General features: G+C 67.9%; 17 protein-coding genes. 7 read left to right on the top strand and 10 right to left on the bottom strand.

What is annotated here, in order from left to right:
- Window positions 1-256: 256 nt before the first annotated feature.
- The 8 genes from EJ357_RS22230 to EJ357_RS22190 all read right to left on the bottom strand — a co-directional run bounded on the left by EJ357_RS22230 (window position 257) and on the right by EJ357_RS22190 (window position 4,990).
- Window positions 257-1,087 (bottom strand): helix-turn-helix domain-containing protein, encoded by an 831-nt coding sequence (locus EJ357_RS22230; protein ID WP_126393334.1) that lies wholly within the window; start codon window positions 1,085-1,087, stop codon window positions 257-259.
- Window positions 1,084-1,605 carry a DUF6879 family protein gene (locus EJ357_RS22225; RefSeq protein WP_126393333.1) on the bottom strand — a complete coding sequence of 174 codons (522 nt, stop codon included), beginning with the start codon at window positions 1,603-1,605 and terminating at the stop codon, window positions 1,084-1,086. The genes EJ357_RS22230 and EJ357_RS22225 overlap by 4 nt, the downstream gene beginning before the upstream one ends.
- The gene (locus tag EJ357_RS22220) at window positions 1,589-1,798 is read right to left on the bottom strand and encodes a hypothetical protein (RefSeq protein WP_126393332.1); all 210 of its coding nucleotides are present in this window, start codon (window positions 1,796-1,798) and stop codon (window positions 1,589-1,591) included. Before EJ357_RS22220 ends, EJ357_RS22225 begins: the two co-directional genes overlap by 17 nt.
- 159 nt (window positions 1,799-1,957) lie before the next feature.
- Window positions 1,958-2,386, bottom strand: coding sequence for a DUF6879 family protein (locus tag EJ357_RS22215; protein ID WP_228473192.1), 429 nt, complete (start codon window positions 2,384-2,386; stop codon window positions 1,958-1,960).
- A complete protein-coding gene (locus tag EJ357_RS22210) occupies window positions 2,376-2,912 on the bottom strand; it encodes a DUF6879 family protein (RefSeq protein WP_228473130.1) in 537 nt (178 codons plus the stop codon). The genes EJ357_RS22215 and EJ357_RS22210 overlap by 11 nt, the downstream gene beginning before the upstream one ends.
- 341 nt (window positions 2,913-3,253) lie before the next feature.
- A complete protein-coding gene (locus EJ357_RS22200) occupies window positions 3,254-3,754 on the bottom strand; it encodes a hypothetical protein (protein ID WP_126393331.1) in 501 nt (166 codons plus the stop codon).
- Window positions 3,755-3,953: 199 nt separating this feature from the next.
- A complete protein-coding gene (locus EJ357_RS22195; protein WP_126393330.1) occupies window positions 3,954-4,127 on the bottom strand; it encodes a DUF397 domain-containing protein in 174 nt (57 codons plus the stop codon).
- An 11-nt stretch (window positions 4,128-4,138) separates the two neighbouring features.
- Window positions 4,139-4,990: a helix-turn-helix domain-containing protein gene (locus tag EJ357_RS22190; RefSeq protein WP_126399805.1), complete on the bottom strand. Its 852-nt coding sequence runs from the start codon at window positions 4,988-4,990 to the stop codon at window positions 4,139-4,141.
- 236 nt (window positions 4,991-5,226) lie between these two features.
- On the opposite strand from EJ357_RS22190, the gene EJ357_RS22185 reads away from it, so the two are divergent.
- Window positions 5,227-5,670, top strand: a complete 444-nt coding sequence (locus EJ357_RS22185) for an ATP-binding protein (protein ID WP_126393329.1) — start codon at window positions 5,227-5,229, stop codon at window positions 5,668-5,670.
- 39 nt (window positions 5,671-5,709) lie between these two features.
- On the opposite strand, the gene EJ357_RS22180 is transcribed toward EJ357_RS22185, so the two are convergent.
- Together EJ357_RS22180 and EJ357_RS22175 are read right to left on the bottom strand one after the other, a co-directional pair.
- Entirely contained in the window at window positions 5,710-6,831 is a 1,122-nt protein-coding gene (locus EJ357_RS22180; protein ID WP_126393328.1) for a lipid II:glycine glycyltransferase FemX, read from the bottom strand.
- 43 nt (window positions 6,832-6,874) lie between these two features.
- Window positions 6,875-7,195: a hypothetical protein gene (locus tag EJ357_RS22175; RefSeq protein WP_228473129.1), complete on the bottom strand. Its 321-nt coding sequence runs from the start codon at window positions 7,193-7,195 to the stop codon at window positions 6,875-6,877.
- Window positions 7,196-7,706: 511 nt separating this feature from the next.
- Here EJ357_RS22175 and EJ357_RS22170 point away from each other — a divergent pair.
- From EJ357_RS22170 to EJ357_RS22145, 6 genes are all read left to right on the top strand, one after another.
- Window positions 7,707-9,467 carry a copper resistance CopC/CopD family protein gene (locus EJ357_RS22170; protein WP_126393327.1) on the top strand — a complete coding sequence of 587 codons (1,761 nt, stop codon included), beginning with the start codon at window positions 7,707-7,709 and terminating at the stop codon, window positions 9,465-9,467.
- Between the two features lie 212 nt (window positions 9,468-9,679).
- Window positions 9,680-10,993, top strand: coding sequence for an ABC transporter substrate-binding protein (locus EJ357_RS22165; RefSeq protein WP_126393326.1), 1,314 nt, complete (start codon window positions 9,680-9,682; stop codon window positions 10,991-10,993).
- Window positions 10,990-11,967, top strand: a complete 978-nt coding sequence (locus tag EJ357_RS22160; RefSeq protein WP_126393325.1) for a carbohydrate ABC transporter permease — start codon at window positions 10,990-10,992, stop codon at window positions 11,965-11,967. The genes EJ357_RS22165 and EJ357_RS22160 overlap by 4 nt, the downstream gene beginning before the upstream one ends.
- Complete coding sequence (locus EJ357_RS22155) at window positions 11,964-12,848, top strand: carbohydrate ABC transporter permease (RefSeq protein WP_126393324.1); 885 nt, start codon at window positions 11,964-11,966, stop codon at window positions 12,846-12,848. The genes EJ357_RS22160 and EJ357_RS22155 overlap by 4 nt, the downstream gene beginning before the upstream one ends.
- A 49-nt stretch (window positions 12,849-12,897) precedes the next feature.
- A complete protein-coding gene (locus tag EJ357_RS22150) occupies window positions 12,898-14,214 on the top strand; it encodes a glycoside hydrolase family 36 protein (protein ID WP_126393323.1) in 1,317 nt (438 codons plus the stop codon).
- A complete protein-coding gene (locus tag EJ357_RS22145; RefSeq protein ID WP_126393322.1) occupies window positions 14,211-16,217 on the top strand; it encodes a beta-galactosidase in 2,007 nt (668 codons plus the stop codon). The genes EJ357_RS22150 and EJ357_RS22145 overlap by 4 nt, the downstream gene beginning before the upstream one ends.
- The last annotated feature ends 18 nt before the right edge of the window (window positions 16,218-16,235 follow it).

Here is a 16,235-nt window from a genome sequence, read left to right as displayed (position 1 = left end):
GGTGCTGGCGCAGCTTCACATTCGCATCAGAAACCGCGCTGTAGTCACCTCTGGATCGCGCGTTCTCCCGGCTCACACAAATACCCAGGCATCCGCTACATCCTGGTGCCGCCTTCGGCTCTGCGGGAAAATCCGTCAGTACGTACCCTTGGGCCTTCTGCGTACCCGCCATCAATCCTCCCCGGCTTTCATGACCTATCCATGGTCTACCGGTTGACGGGTCCCGGCGAACGTTATTCCCGTTCTGGGCTAAAGATCACCGGTAAGCCTCTGCCCATTGCCGAAGCAGAATCCGCGCGTCTTCGTCGAAGTGGGCGCGGTCTTCGAACAGCGAGAACACGGCCAGATACTCAGCGATGTCTCGGGCGTCCCGAAAGACCATGCGGCCCGTGAAGTTCTCAACTGTGGCCAATCGGCGGTCATAGATCGTGAAGGTGTTCATAGGCCCGCGAGGTGTGACGGCCCCTGTTGGTATGACGCCGATGCGCAAGTTCGGCAGATGAGACAGTGATATGAGACGGTCGATCTGTATTGCCATAGCAGGAGCTGGAACGATCGCCCACCTTGCGGCCTGTTCGGTAAGGAGAAAGGTAAAAGACTTCGACGTGTCGTAGAGAACCGCCTGACGCTCCAGTTTTCGGGCCACCGTCTTGGCGGGATCGCCCGGAGTGTGACTCAGGCTGGCGCGAATGAATTCGGGTGTGGCCAGCAGCCCCGTCATCATGGACGGTAGGAAGTATCTGAGTTCCGTGGCTTCGGCCTCCAGCGAAGCCAGCTCCGTCTGCCGCTTCTCCATGCCGCGACGCCAGGAAGATCGCTTGTCCTGCCACTCGGTATTAGCGATGCGCGCGAGAGCGGTGATCTCGGCCACTATTTCAGGTGGGGCATCAAGGGCTTGAAGGATGCGCTCGACATCCACAAGCTTCGGTGTCTTCCTGCCTGTCTCGAACTTACTGATCTGACTCTGGGACATGTTGCAACGCCAAGCGAGCCGGGCCCCGGTGAGGCCGGCTCGCTTGCGCAGCTCGCGGAGCTTTTCCGCCAGGTCGGTCCTGGACTGGCCGAGCTGTTCAGGCTCGAATGTCACTCGGAATCTTTCACGTACTCGGCGAACGGTACGGAGTGAGTCAGGGCAATGCGCTTCCACTCCAGGTAAGGAGTGACGTCACCCGTGAGCAACTCTCGATTGATCTGCGTTCCGTCGGGCCGGTAATTCAAGTGGACGATTCTCGACGCATCAAACATCCACCAGTCGGTGCCCGAGAGTGGGAGGCCGTAGTCATCCTGGGTTACGTCCAGAATGCGAATGTCTTCACCGGCCTCGATGTTGCCGGGAATTCCCCAGGCGAATTGGTATCGCTGGTATTCCGTCAACGGCTGCCGAACGATCCGTACTCGCCCAATCGTGCGCCCGGACGCCACAAAGCCGCGCACGCGCTCATGCCACCGCGCATTGTGGTCGGCCGGCTTCGGCTCTCCGCGAAGGAAGCGAGCGACGTTCTCAGCCTCCCTGGGCATGGTGTAGGCGGGTTGTGACTCGAAGCGCCACGCCTCACGTTCGTACGCGTCGAACGTCCTCCGCCATAGGTCACCATCCAAGAGCACGTACGGCCTCCCTTAGTACTGCTTCCGGGATCTCCACCAGGGCTTCGCCCTCCGGTGGCTGGAAGGCGCTGGACAGGGCCCCTTGGACCACGATGGAGCCGTTCGCCGTGCGGTAGACGTTCGGGCAGTCGTCATCGTCACAGTTGGGCCCGTTCAGGCTGCCCGTAAGCCGCGTCAGTTCGCTGCGCGCCATGGTGCCCCCTCTCGTCCGGCCCCAGTTGGGGCCCCTGCCCGACGACGCTATGAAGAGCGTCGCCCGTCGTCCATGCCGACTCTGAAATATTCCCGATCCGGCATAAAAGATCTCGTGGCGGGCGGCCCGTTCGGGGAGGTTGCCGCCGGGGATTGTGGATCAGGCGAGCCTGTAGTCCTCGTGTGGCACTGCCAGGGCCCAGACGGCCTCGAAGGCATCCGCGCACAGCTTCACGATGCCTGGATCCTCAGTGAACTCCTCGTCGTCCGGGGCGAGTTCACCATCACCGGCGAAGTGGTTGAAGACGACGGAGCTGTCGTCGAAGAGCCAGAAGTCGTTGCCGGGCAGGGACAGCGCGGAGGCGTGACGGCGCGGCAGCCAGCGCACTTGCTCGCCTGCCTCGATGTTGGGGCCGGTCAGGTGGTGCTCGAAACGGATGTAGTCCGACACGGGCTCCGACACGATCCGGGCCCTGCGTACCTCGACTCCGCGGGCAATGAGGTCGGCGACGAGCCGCAGCCATGGCCGACGCTCCGGGTCGCTCTCCGCCAGGCCCTTCCGGTCCAGTCCTTGCGATTCAGGTTCGATAGGCACTGAACGGTATGGCTCTTTCCAGAGCGAGATCCCGCCAAGCGAGATACTTTTCGATTTCCGGGTCCTGGATCAGCTCTCGATTGATCTGCGTTCCGTCGGGGCGGTAGTTGAGGTGCACGACGGTCGTCTCGTCGAACATCCAGAAGTCCTGTTCCGGCAGTCCGGGATTCGGTCCTTCGGTCAAATCGACGATTTGGTAGTCCTCCCCGGCTGCGACATTTCCCGGGGTGGCCCACGCGAAGAGATAGCGGCTGTACGGCGTGAGCGGCCGATGAACGATCTTGGCGCGGGTCATTGTCCGTCCCGCCGCCGCGTGATCCCGGATGGTCTGGTGCCAGGACCCATTGAAGTCCTCTGGGATCGGCTCTCCGGACAGGAAGGCGCGGAAGGTCTCAGCCTCACCGGGCATCGTGTACGTCTGGTGCACTTCGAGCCGGAACGCGGAGCGCTTGAAATTGCGAAAGTACGCCTTCCATTCGTCGCCATCCAAGTACACGGGTTCAGAGCCAACCTCGGGCACGTGCCGCCTCCTTCAGATCAGTACGACCGATTCGCCGTCCGGCGTCGGGTGGGCCATGTCGTAGCCCTGGACGGCCAACACGCCGGGCTACGGCGTGGCGTACACGGTCGGACAGTCCCCATTCCCGCGCTTGTCGTCTTTGCCGCTCCGGCATGGCCCACCAGCGGTGATCCTCAGTCCGTCCACTGAGACCGCTTCCAGTCATGAGCAAGTTACGGACCGTTGTACCCGGGCTGCAAGGGCGGCCCTCTGTCTAAGGCTTGTCCCGCAATGATCTTTGAGCGTCGTCCCCGGGCTCTCCCGCCAACGAGGCTGTGCGGTTCCGGGGCGTGCGACCTTCCTCAGAGGTCCGGGAACGGTGGCGCCTCGTCCATCGTCAGCAGCAGTTTCCGTGCTGGTTCGGCCTCTTCCGGCCGCATGGATGAGGCGAGGCCCTCGATGACCAGTCGGCCTGCGTGCACGGCTTCCCTGGCGGCTACTTCCCAGGCAGGCTGCTCCCGGAAGCTCGTGCGCTTCGGGCCGCCAGCCGCCGCGGCCGAAGAGTGCCAATTATCGGTCCGGTAGATGCTCTCCAGTAGATCCAACAGCTCGGCCTTGCAGGGCACGTACGGGGCCCCAGCGAGTTCCAGGAGGAATGGGACCGTCGAAGCGGTTGCCTCACCGACTACGAACCCCAACGCGCAGACGCGGTCTCCTAGTTCGTCGACCGCGAGGCGGGCAATGTCCTCACCTCCGTACGCGATCCGGGAGAGCAGCGGCGGGATGTCCCCGGCGGGGAGCTGTCGGGCGTCGCGCAGTGTCCCCCAGCGGACGCCAGAGACGCCTTTCAACAGACTTCCCACGCACTGTCACCTTTCATGGGGCTCGCGATAGCCCTGTCATCGGACCATCAGCGTCCTGGGGTGGGCGATCGGCGTCAATCCCAGCTGTTTCGGTGATCCCGACCAGCGGCACTCCGACCGGGCCCTTAGTCACGAAGTCGCATAGAGCGGTGGGCGTGAGTCAAGAAGCGGATCACCGGGGCTTTCGTGCTCGGCACCCTTACTTCGCCGCGTACGACACGAAGTCCGCCCAGGCGGTGGGCTGGAGGGCGAGGCGGGGGCCCGCGGGGTTCTTGGAGTCGCGGATGTGGATGGTGGTAGGGGTGGTGGCTATCTCGACGCAGTTGGCTGCTTCGGCGCTGTACGTGGACTTCTGCCAGGTCAGTTCGGGCATGGCGGGGTTCCTCAGAGTTCGGTGACGATGCGGTGGATCAGGTCTCGGGATTCGGGCTCGGAAAGAGCGCGTGACTCCATGCGGTCCAGTACGGAGTGGTACCGGTTCAGCTGAGCCTCCGCGTCCAGGAATTCGCATCCGTGGTCGGTGTCCAGGACGACAGTGTCGAGCTGCGGGACAGGGCCGATCGCGCACGTGATGGGTTGCCCCGATGCGGGGAAGCCGGTCTGGCCGAAGGGCAGCACCAGCACGGTGACTGTCGGCTGCTCGCTCATCTCCAGTAGGTGCCCCAGTTGGGCGCGGGCGATGTCCGCGCCGCCGAAGCCCATACGCAGGGCTGCCTCATGGACGATGGCCGTGTAGGGGGTGGGGGTGCCCTCGAACAGGACGGCCTGGCGCTTCACGCGGTAGGAGACGCGGTGCTCGATCTCGTACGGACGCAGCGGCGGAACGGCTTCCCGCATGGTGGCGCGAGCGTGCTCCGAGGTCTGGAGCAGCCCCGGCATGTGCACGGTGACGGCTACGCGGAGCGCCGTGGCGTGGAATTCGAGTTCCGCCAGGTCGAGGAGTCCGGACGGGAGGTTGTCGCGGTACTCCTCCCACCAACCCCGGGTACGGGCGCCCGTCATGCCGGCGAGGGCGTCGACGTAAGCCTCGTCGGCGCAGCTGTAGTTGCGCGCCAGCGTGCGTACGCGATCGGCGCTAACGGCGTACCGCCCTGCCTCGATGTTGCTGATCCGAGCCTGCGGGGCGCTCAGGAGCCCGGCGGCCGCGGTAGACGTCAGGCCTGCGCGCTCGCGGATTTTGCGCAGCTCGGCGCCGAGGCGCTGCTGGCGCAGGGTCGTGATGGGGGCGGGAGGCATGTCGAGCCGTTTCTCTTCTCGGCGCGGGCGTGCGGCGTCACCCACACGGGTGGTCATTGGTAGGTCTTCGTGGATTCAATGGAATACCTTCCAGTCTCCACGCTACGTTGCACGAGCTGGCAGCTCAACTCCCCGCGCTCATAAGCCGGAAGCGCACCGATCCAGGCAATGCCACCGCCGGGCACGGCAGTTGAGCGACCCAAGTACCCCTTCCCGCGAGATGTCCGGAGGTCTCCATGCGCACCGTATCCCCGCCCGACACCTGGGTGTACGCCCTCCGCCTCCCCCACGACCCCCGCGCGGCACGAGTCGCACGCATGACCGTACGGTCGGTGCTCGCCAGTCACGGCAGGACCGAAGTCTTCGATGCAGTCGAGTTGTTGACCTCCGAGATGGTGACGAACACCTACCTGCACACCAACGGCCCCTCATCACTCCGCCTGACCGCCCTCGCCGACGGACGTCTGCGCGTCGGAGTCTGGGACAGCCACCCCCGCATCCCCGCACCCTTCGGACACCCGCCCCACGACCACGTCCCGCTCGCCCCGCCCGACGCCGACAGCGGTCGCGGGCTGCGCCTCGTGCAGGAATACGCCGACTGCTGGGGCGGTGTGTCCCTGAGGGACGGCGTCCTGGACCGTCGTGCCGGGAAGTTGCTCTGGTTCGAGACGGGGAAGTGAAAAGCTGTTTCAGATCAAGCTTGGTGCGACCGCTGAACCTCAGCGGCGGGACATGTAGAGGTCGAGGGCCCTGTGCAGGACCTTGTTGAGCGGGTAGTCCCACTCGCCGAGGTATTCGACGGCTTGGCCGCCGGTCCCGGCCTTGAACCGGAGCAGTCCCAGTAGGTGGTTGTCCTCTTCCAGGGTGTCGGTGATGCCGCGGAAGTCGTAGACCGCCGCTCCGAGTTCGTGGGCGTCGGACATCATCCGCCACTGGATGGCGTTGTTCGGCTGGACCTCGCGCTTGCGGCTGGTGGAAGCGCCGTAGGAGTACCAGACGTGCTCGCCGACGGTCAGCATTGTGGCGGCGGCGAGTACCTCGCCCTCGTGATAGGCGAGGTAGAGGCGCATCCGGTCGTCGTCCTCGGCCTGCAGCGCGGTCCACATCCGCTGGAAGTAGCCCAGCGGGCGCGGGATGAACCGGTCCCGCTCGGCGGTCTCGACGTAGATCTCGTAGAAGGCGGGCAGGTCCTCGTAGCCGCCCTGGACGACCTTGACGCCGGCCTTCTCGGCCTTCTTGATGTTGCGGCGCCACTGCTGGTTGAAGTCACGCTGGATCTCCTCCAACGACCGCCCGGCGAAGGGGACCTGGAACACGTAGCGCGGCTGACCCGCGGCGAAGCCGTCCTCGCCACCGGGCTCGGTCTGCTGCCAGCCCATCCGGCGCAGCCGGTCGGTGATGTCGAAGGCCCGCGGTTCGTGCGCGGTGGCCGCCACGTCCCGCAGTCGCCGGGCCTGCGGGTCGGCGATCGCGGCCTTGACCGCCTCGGAACTCCAGCGGCGGGCCACGACGGGAGGTCCCATCTTCACCGAGAACGCGCCCTGCTCCTTCAAGTACGCGAGCATCGGCTCCAGCCATTGCTCGAGATCTGCCGTCGCCCAGTCGATGACCGGTCCTTCCGGCAGGTAAGCGAGGTACCGCTTGAGCTTCGGCAACGGCCGCAACAACGCCAGTCCGACACCGACGAGGCGGCCGTCCTGGTCGAACCAGCCCAGGCTATCCGCCCGCCAGTCCGGCTTCACATCCCCCCACGAGGGAACCTGCATGTGACTCACCGAGGGCCGGACCGCGACGAAGGCCAGATGTTCATCGCGGGTGATCGCCTTCAGGTGATAGCTCATGCGCAGCGCTCCTTTGTTCGGCGCACAAGCCTACGTCCGTCGGCTAACGGGTTTCCTCGGCTGCCGCCTCGCCGCGTCCGATGGTCAAGGACCAGCGCACGGTCGTCGGCGCCTCGACGGAGACGGTCCCCTTGTCCTCTGCACCGGCGACGTCCACCTGGTTGTGGATGGTTCTCACTTCGCTGTCGCGGCATTCCAGTGGAAAGGAGACGTCAGTGGGTCGCACAGTGACGTTGAGGGTCCCTTCGCCCTGGCATCGCATGGCGACGATGAGCGCGTCGCCCTTCTTCCCCTTGCCGAACTCGAGGTTGCGATTGCCGTGCGTCTCACCCTGCTGCAGGGCAACGGTCTCGGTCGCGTCCAACTCTGGAGGCTGCGCGACGGACGGCTGCGTGGGGTCGTCGGACGGGGTGGCCGCCGTCTCCGCCGGCCTGCTGGGCGCGGAGGACTTCGCGGGCTCCTCCGCTGGGGAGTTGTCCGCGGAGCAAGCAGTTCCGGAAAACACCACAACAGCCGAGAGGAGGATCAGGGCGGCCAGAGTTCGGCGAGACATTTCATTTCCCCCAGAGGTGGCGTGATACCAGTGGCCGGGCTTGCATGCCGCGCCGCGGGTGATCGCATCGTTCGCAGCTGTTGCGATCATGACCGGGCGTGCGACCGATGGAAAGCGATTCCGCGGGTTCTGAGGGGAACTTGAGGCTTGCGCGATCCAGTGAGCGAAACCGCCGCCCGGCGCTGAGCCCGAACGCCTTCCCATCCGTACCTCCCCCTGAGGCCTCAAGTCCGACGACGGAGATGTGACACACGTGGGGTGCGATGACCGACGACGACCGCGGTGCCGAGTCAACGGGCGGCGGCGGGGACTTCAACGGCTGGTGCTGCTGGGCCCCCTGCTGGTCCTGCTCCTCCTCGGCGGCACAAGCCCCGCGTCGGCCCACGCTGCCCTCCGCTCCACCGACCCCGAAGACGGAAGCCTCCTCAAGTCGGCTCCCCGCCACCTCACCCTGAGTTTCACGGAGTCCGTCGGCCTGTTGGAGGACTCCTTCCGCGTCCTGGACCCGGACGGGCGCCGGCTGCGTACGGGAGAGCCGGAGCACAGTCCGGACAGCAGTGACACCGCCCGGGTGACGCTGCCGGCGAAGCTGGCGCAGGGGACGTACACCGTCGCCTGGCGGGTGGTGTCGGCGGACAGCCACCCGGTCTCCGGCGCGTTCACCTTCTCCGTCGGCAAACGGTCCCTCGCCCTGGCCCCGGTCGACACCGGCCCCACCGAGGACCCGGCGACCAAGAGCCTCTACAACATCGCCCGCTATCTGGCCTACCTCGCCGCGGCCCTGCTCATCGGCACCGCGACGTTCATGGCGGTCTGCCGCCCGCCGGACGCCCCCGTGCTCGCCGGACTGCTGAGGACGGGCTGGTGGACCCTGCTCGCCGCCACCCTCGCCCTGCTGGTGCTGCGCGGCCCGTACGAGGCGGGTGAGGCCCCGCTGGGGGCCCTGAGCGCCGACTCCCTCACCCGCACCCTGACCAGCCGCCCCGGCGTCGTCCTGCTGGCCCGCCTCGTCCTTCTGCTGGTGGCCGCCGTCCATCTCGTACGACAGTCCAGGCGCCGCCGGCCCTACGGCTGGACCGGCGCCGCCCTCGCCGTGGGCCTCGCCGTCACCTGGGCCGCCGGCGAGCACGCCTCCGCGGGGATCCAGGTGCCGGCGGCGATGACGTCCTCGGCGCTGCACCTGCTCGCCACGGCGGTCTGGCTGGGCGGCCTCACGGCCCTGCTCGTCACGCTGTACCGGGCCCACCTGACGCCGGCCGCCGTCACCCGCTTCTCGCGCCTCGCGTTCGCTTCCGTGACCGTTCTGGTCGTCACCGGCGTCTACCAGTCCTGGCGCGGCCTCGGCTCCTGGGGCGCGCTCACCGGCACGACGTACGGCAGGCTCCTGATCCTCAAGCTGGCCGCGGTGGGTCTGCTGCTCGGGGCGGCGGCCGTGTCCCGCCGCTGGACGGCGCGGCTCGCGACGGCGGACGCGGAGGAGGAGGCGGAGACGGTCGTACGGGAGAAGGTTCCCGAGGCGGTCGGGGGGCCGCCCCTGCCGGAGGCGTCGGGCGACCGGCCGGAAGGCTCCGCACCGGTGGACGACGAGCCTGCGCGGCACCTCACGCACCGCCGTGCCCTGCGCCGCTCCGTCCTCGCCGAGGTCGCGGTCGGCGCCGCCGTGCTCGCGGTCACCACGATCCTCACCAGCACGCTGCCCGGCCGGGCCCAGGCCGAGGCGGCGGCGCAGTCGCCCGCCGTGGTCGGCGCCTCCGTCACCGACGTCCCGTTCGACGTCGGCACCGCCGGCGGCCGCGGCAAGGTCCAGATCACCCTCGACCCGGGCCGGGTCGGCGACAACTCCATCGAGGCCCTCGTCTTCGGCCCCGACGGCGGCGTCTCCGTCGTCCCCGAGCTGCGGATCTCCTTCACCCTCCCGGCCAAGGACATCGGCCCCCTGGACGCCGAGCTCACCGACAAGGGCGGCTACTGGGGCAACAGCTTCCTCAACCTGCCCATCGCCGGGAAGTGGGAGATGAAGGTGACCGTGCGGACCTCGGAGGTCGACCAGGTGAGTGAGACCCGCACGGTGGTCGTGCGCTGACCCCGGTCTCACGGGAGAGCGCGTACGAGGGTTCAAGATCGGTTCGAGATATCAGTCACGTTTCCGAAACGTCGATCGTCACCTCTTGACGCATGACCTGACATACGGCTGTTATTGCGCCACCGTGTTCGGTCAAGTTGATTTCTGATCGGTTAAGACGGACTTCGGCGAGCCCAACCCTCATGATCGAACCCTGCCCTCAGGAGCCGTAGATGCACGACCTCTCTCCCTCCGGTCTCTCCCTCCCCTCGCCCAGCCGCCGCACCCTGCTGCGCGGCGTCGGCGGCGCCGCCGTACTCGGTGCGGGCATCCCGCTGCTCAGCGCCTGTGGCGGCAGTGGCACGGCGAGCGACCCGAAGACCGTCACCCTCGGCTCCAAGGCGTCCGACCCGGTGCCGAAGAAGGCGTTCGCGGACATCTACGCGGCGTACAAGAAGAAGTCCGGCATCACGGTCGACGTGAACACCAAGGACTCGAACACCTTCCAGGAGCAGATCAACTCCTACCTGCAGGGCACGCCGGACGACGTGTACACCTGGTTCGCCGGCTACCGGATGCAGTTCTTCGCGGCCAAGGGACTGGCCACGCCGATCGACGACGTCTGGAAGACCATAGGGGGCAACTTCCCCGAGGCGATGCACAAGCTCAGCAAGGGCGAGGACGGCAAGTACTACTTCGTGCCGCTGTACACGTACCCGTGGGCGCTCTTCTACCGGAAGAGCGTCTTCCAGGAGAAGGGCTACGAAGTCCCCACCACGTGGGACGACTTCGTCGCGCTGTGCAAGCAGATGAAGAAGGACGGGCTGGTGCCCATCGCCTTCGGCGACAAGGACGCCTGGCCCGCGCTCGGCACCTTCGACCAGATCAACTTCCGCCAGAACGGCTACGACTTCCACGTCGAGCTGATGGCGGGCAAGGCCTCCTGGACCGACGCCAAGGTGCGCAAGGTCTTCGACCTGTGGACCGAGATTCTCCCGTACCACCAGGAGGGCGCCACCGGCCGCACCTGGCAGGACGCGGCCCAGACGCTGGCCTCCAAGAAGGCCGGCATGTACCTCCTCGGCACCTTCGTGGCCCAGCAGTTCACCGACAAGGCCGCTCTGGAGGACCTCGACTTCTTCGCCTTCCCGGAGATCGACCCGGCGTACGGCCAGGACACCGTCGAGGCGCCCACCGACGGCTTCATGATGAGCAAGAGCCCGAAGAACAAGACCGAGGCCGTCAAGCTCCTGCAGTACCTGGGCACCTCGGACGCCGAGGACATCTACCTCAAGTCCGACCCGAGCGTGGTGCACGCCTCCACCAAGGCCGACACGTCGTCGTACACCGCCCTGCAGAAGAAGGCGTACGACATGATCGTCGGCGCCAAGTCCCTGACGCAGTTCATGGACCGCGACAGCCGGCCCGACTTCACCTCCACGGTGATGCAGCCCGCGCTGCAGAAGTTCGTCCGTGACCCCAAGGGCGTCGACAGCGTGCTGTCCTCGATCGAGCGCCAGAAGAAGACGATCTTCGCTTCCTCATGACCACGAACACCACCAAGGAGATCCCGGAGGCGGCCACTGTGCCGCCTCCGGGCGCTGCCCCCGCCAACAAGGTGCCCCACGGGCACAGCCGTCTGCTGACCCGACGCGACCGGATCACCCTCGGTCTGATGGCGGGTCTGCCGACCGTCCTGCACATCGCCCTCGTCTGGGTGACCGCCCTCGCCTCCATCGCGCTGGCCTTCACCACCTGGGACGGCATCGGCTTCGACTCCATCAAGTGGGTCGGGCTCGAGAACTTCAAGGAACTGTTCACCAACAACCCGCAGTTCTGGCCCGCCGTCGAGCACAACGTCATCTGGTTCGTCGTCCTGATCGTGATCCCGACCCCGCTCGGCCTGTTCCTGGCCGTGCAGCTGGACAAGAAGATCCGGTTCAGCAGGGTGTACCAGACCGCGTTCTTCCTGCCGGTCGTGCTGTCGATGGCCGTCATCGGCTTCGTCTGGCAGCTGATCTACAACCCCGACACGGGCCTGATCAACAGCATCATCGGGGCCAACGAGCCCGGCAAGTACATCGACTGGATCGGCGACCCGGACCTCAACCTCTGGGCGATCCTCATCGCCGCGTCCTGGCGCCACACCGGCTACATGATGATCCTGTACCTGGCCGGTCTGAAGGGCGTCGACCCCTCGCTGCGGGAGGCCTCCGCGCTCGACGGCGCAGGCGAGTGGCAGACGTTCAAGAACGTCATCTTCCCGACCCTGCGCCCCACCAACACGGTCGTCCTGGTCGTCACCATCATCGAGGCCCTGCGCGCCTTCGACCTGGTCTTCGTCTTCAACAAGGGCGCTGAGGGCACCGAGCTGCTCTCGATCCTGGTCACCAACAACATCATCGGCGAGTCCAGCCGCATCGGATACGGCTCCGCCATCGCGGTCGTCCTGCTGCTGATCTCCCTGATCGTGATCATCCCCTACCTGGTGGCCACCTTCCGGAAGGAGCGGCGCGCATGAGCAGCAACGCCATGACCAAGCCCCGTACGCCCGTCCGCCCCGCCCGGATCCTCCTGCACCTCTTCCTCGCCGGGGCGGCGCTGGCCTGGCTCGCGCCGCTGCTCTGGGCGATCTACTCGGCGATGCGGCCGTACGCGGAGACCAGTGAGAAGGGCTATGTGTCCTGGCCGGACACGCTGAACTTCGACAACTTCACGAACGCGTTCACGCAGTCGGACATGAGCCACTACTTCGTCAACACCATGATCATCGCCGTCCCGGCGGTGCTGTTGACGCTGTTCCTGTCCTCGATGGTCGCCTTCTACGTCAGCCGCTTCGACTTCCGCCTCAACCTGGCGCTGCTGCTGGTCTTCACGGCGGGCAACCTGCTCCCGCAGCAGGTCATCATCACCCCGCTGTACCGGCTGTACCTGCTGATCGACCTGCCCGGCATCACGATGAGCGGCAAGCTCTACGACTCCGCGCTCGGCCTGGTCCTGATCCACGTCGCGTTCCAGTCGGGCTTCTGCGCCTTCGTGCTCAGCAACTACATGCGCACGCTGCCGCACGAGCTGACCGAGGCCGCGCTCGTCGACGGCGCCTCGGTGTGGCGGCAGTACTGGCAGATCGTGCTGCCGCTGTGCAAGCCGGCGATGGCGGCCCTGGCGACGTTGCTGTCCATCTGGATCTACAACGACTTCTTCTGGGCCCTGGTCCTGATCTCGACCGGCGAGAACATGCCGATCACCTCGGCGCTGAACAACCTCACCGGCGCGTACTTCACGGACCCGAACCTGGTCGCGGCCGGTGCGTTGCTGACCGCGATCCCGACGCTGATCGTCTACTTCGTGCTGCAGCGGCAGTTCGTGAGCGGTCTGACGCTGGGCGCCAACAAGGGCTGACCGCGCCCGACGACGACGGCTATCGGCCCCTTTCTTGAAAGAGACCCCCGTGCACCACCCCTTCACCCCCGTCGCCTCCGTGCCCGTGGACCCGGCCCGTGCCCGTGTCCACGAGGAGGGCTGGCAGTCCTGGAGCCCCAGCGGCTCCTACGCCCTCGGCGAGAAGCCGTACCGCCCGACCAACGACAACTGGGCGACGGTCTGTTACCGCCCCGGCGTCACCGTCCCCGAGGGCGCCTTCCAGGGCGAGGGCCTGCTGGCGCTCGACCCCGGCGACGGCTCGCCGGTCCGCCTGTGGGCGGCGCCGGACCCGCTGACCGAGGTCCCCTCCGTCCGGCTGGTCGTGACGGACGGCGTGGCGGAGGTCAGTGCCGACGGCCCGGTGAAGGAGTGGACGGGCGCCACCGTCCAGTCGGTGCTGGGCGACTGGGCCGACAGCCTCCGGCTCGCCGCCCCCCGCCCGGCCCCGACGGTCTGGTGCTCCTGGTACGAGTACTTCACCGCCGTCACAGAGGACGACATCCACGAGAACCTCCGTGTGATGGACACCCTCGACCTGCCCATCGACGTCGTCCAGATCGACGACGGCTACCAGAAGGCCCTCGGCGACTGGCTCACCCTCTCCGGCCGCTTCCGCTCCCGCGCGGGCATCGCCGACGCCATCCGCTCCCGCGGCCGCCGCGCCGGCATCTGGACGGCACCCTTCCTGGTCGACCCGGCGAGCGACCTGGCCGCCGAGCACCCCGAGTGGCTGGTGCGCACCGCCGACGGCGGCTTCGCGCACGCCGGCCGCAACTGGGGCCACGACCTGCGCGTCCTGGACACCACGCACCCCGAGGCGGCGGCGTATCTGACGGAGGTCTTCCGTACGCTGCGCGCCGAGGGCTACGACTACTTCAAGGTGGACTTCCTATACGCGGGCGCGCTGGACGGCGTACGGCACGACTCGGAGTCGGACGCGCTGACGGCGTACCGCTGCGGTGTCCGGCTGATCCGCGAGGCGATCGGTGAGGACGCCTACCTGCTGGGCTGCGGGGCGCCCCTGCTCGCCTCCATCGGCCTGTTCGACGCGATGCGGGTCAGCCCCGACACGGCACCGCACCGCCGCCCCGAGGCCGACGACTACAGCCAGCCCGGCCAGGACCCGGCGGAGTTCACCGGCGTCGGCCGCCAGTGGCAGCACGGCCGCCTCTGGATCAACGACCCCGACTGCCTGATGGCCCGCCCGGCGGTGGAGACCCGCGAGCGGTGGGCCGCGCACGTCGAGGCGACCGGTGGCCTGATGGCGTCCAGCGACCGGCTGCTGTCGCTGGACACGTGGGGCGTGGAGACGACCCGCCGGCTGCTGTCGGGGGGTGCCCGATGACGCGCGAGCTTTCGGTGGAGGGCATCGCCTACGGCGGCGACTACAACCCCGAGCAGTGGCCCGAGGAGGTCTGGGCCGAGGACGTACGCCTCATGCGCGAGGCGGGCGTGAACATGGTCAGCGTCAACATCTTCGCGTGGGCGCTGCTGGAGCCGCGCGAGGGCGAGTACGACTTCTCGCGCCTCGACCGGATCCTCGCCCTGCTCCACGAGAACGATATCGCCGCCGACCTGGCCACCCCGACGGCGGCGCCTCCGGCGTGGTTCTTCAGGGCCCACCCCGAGGCGCTGCCGGTGGACCGGGACGGGCGCGGACTGTCGTACGGCAGCCGCCAGACGTTCTGCCCGTCGAGCCCCGCCTACCGCGAGGCGGCCCTGCGCATCACGGGTGAACTCGCCCGGCGCTACGCCGACCACCCGGCGGTGGTGATGTGGCACATCCACAACGAGTACGGCTGCCACAACGCCGAGTGCCATTGCGACGAGAGCGCGGCGGCCTTCCGGCGCTGGCTGCGGGCGAAGTACGACGACGACCTGGCCGCCCTCAACGACGCCTGGGGCACCACCTTCTGGAGCCAGTGGTACTACGACTGGGACGAGATCATCCCGCCCCGCCCCACCGGCGCCGTCCCGAACCCCACCCACCAGCTGGACTGGCGCCGCTTCTGCAGTGACGCACTGCTGTCGCTGTACGAGGCGGAGCGCGAGGTGCTGCAGGAGGCGGCCCCCGCCACCCCCGCCACCACCAACTTCATGGTGATGTACAACTTCGACGCGCTGGACTACTGGCGCTGGGCCCCGAAGCTGGACCTCGTCTCCAACGACCACTACCTCCAGTCCGCCGACCCCGAGTCGCAGATCGACGTCGCGCTCAGCGGCGATCTGGTCCGCTCCCTCGCCGGCGGCCCGTGGCTGCTGATGGAGCACTCCACGGGCGCGGTCAACTGGCAGCCGGTGAACAGGGCCAAGGGGCCCGGTGAGCTGCGGCGCAACGCGCTCGCCCATGTGGCCCGCGGCGCGGACGGCATCGCCTACTTCCAGTGGCGGGCGGCGAAGGCGGGCGCAGAGCAGTGGCACTCGGCGATGCTCCCGCACGCCGGCACGGACAGCCAGATCTGGCGGGACGTGGTCCGGCTCGGCGCGGACCTGCGGGCCCTCGCGGAGGTACGCGGCAGCGTCGGCACCGCCGAGGTGGCCGTCGTCTGGGACTGGGACGCCCGCTGGGCGATGGAACTGCCGTCCCAGCCGAGCGCCGAGCTGCGCTTCCAGGACCTGGTCCGCGCCTGGTACGAGCCGCTGTGGCGCGCTGGCGTCGCGGTGGACTTCGTACGCCCGGACGCGGACCTGTCGGCCTACCGGGTGGTGCTGGCCCCCTCGCTGTACCTGGTCGACGACGAGGGCGCGGCGAACCTGGTGTCCTTCGCGGCGGGCGGAGGCACGCTGGCGGTGGGCTTCCACAGCGGGGCGGTGGACGAGAACTGCCATGTCCGGCTGGGCGGTTACCCGGGCGCGTTCCGGGAGGCGCTGGGGGTGCGGACCGACGAGCTGTTCCCGCTGCTGCCCGGGGAGACGGTGGGTCTGAGCGGCGGCGGCACCGGGGCCCTGTGGTCGGAGCGGGTGCGCCTGGCCGGCGCCGAGCCGGTGGAGTCGTACACCACGGGCCCGCTGGCGGGCGCACCGGCGGTCACGCGCAACTCCCTCGGCGAGGGCACCACGTGGTACCTCGCCACGCAGCCGGACCCGGCGACGCTGGCCGCGCTGCTGGACCGTATCCGCACGGAAGCGGCCGTGGAACCGGTGCGGACCACGCCGCAGGGCGTCGAGGCGGCCCTGCGCCGCGGCCCCGACGCCGACTACCTCTTCCTGATCAACCACACGGACCGGGACGCCGAGGTCCCCGTCTCCGCGCACGCCACGGAACTCCTCACCGGCAGGCCGGCGGACGGCTCGGTGGCCGTCGCTGCGGGGGATGTGGCGGTGGTGCGGGAGCCGCGCGGGGACTGAGGAACCGGCGTGGGGGAG

This window comes from Streptomyces cyaneochromogenes (assembly GCF_003963535.1).
Classification (GTDB): domain Bacteria; phylum Actinomycetota; class Actinomycetes; order Streptomycetales; family Streptomycetaceae; genus Streptomyces; species Streptomyces shaanxiensis.
The sequence above is the reverse complement of the archived record's forward strand: the minus strand, read 5'-3'. Positions and strand labels throughout refer to the sequence as shown.

Coding starts and splice junctions, on each gene's coding strand:
- EJ357_RS22220 (WP_126393332.1), bottom strand. CDS start 1,798: ATGGCGCGCAGCGAACTGACGCGGCTTACGGGCAGCCTGAACGGGCCC.
- EJ357_RS22195 (WP_126393330.1), bottom strand. CDS start 4,127: ATGCCCGAACTGACCTGGCAGAAGTCCACGTACAGCGCCGAAGCAGCC.
- EJ357_RS22190 (WP_126399805.1), bottom strand. CDS start 4,990: ATGCCTCCCGCCCCCATCACGACCCTGCGCCAGCAGCGCCTCGGCGCC.
- EJ357_RS22185 (WP_126393329.1), top strand. CDS start 5,227: ATGCGCACCGTATCCCCGCCCGACACCTGGGTGTACGCCCTCCGCCTC.
- EJ357_RS22180 (WP_126393328.1), bottom strand. CDS start 6,831: ATGAGCTATCACCTGAAGGCGATCACCCGCGATGAACATCTGGCCTTC.
- EJ357_RS22165 (WP_126393326.1), top strand. CDS start 9,680: ATGCACGACCTCTCTCCCTCCGGTCTCTCCCTCCCCTCGCCCAGCCGC.
- EJ357_RS22160 (WP_126393325.1), top strand. CDS start 10,990: ATGACCACGAACACCACCAAGGAGATCCCGGAGGCGGCCACTGTGCCG.
- EJ357_RS22155 (WP_126393324.1), top strand. CDS start 11,964: ATGAGCAGCAACGCCATGACCAAGCCCCGTACGCCCGTCCGCCCCGCC.
- EJ357_RS22145 (WP_126393322.1), top strand. CDS start 14,211: ATGACGCGCGAGCTTTCGGTGGAGGGCATCGCCTACGGCGGCGACTAC.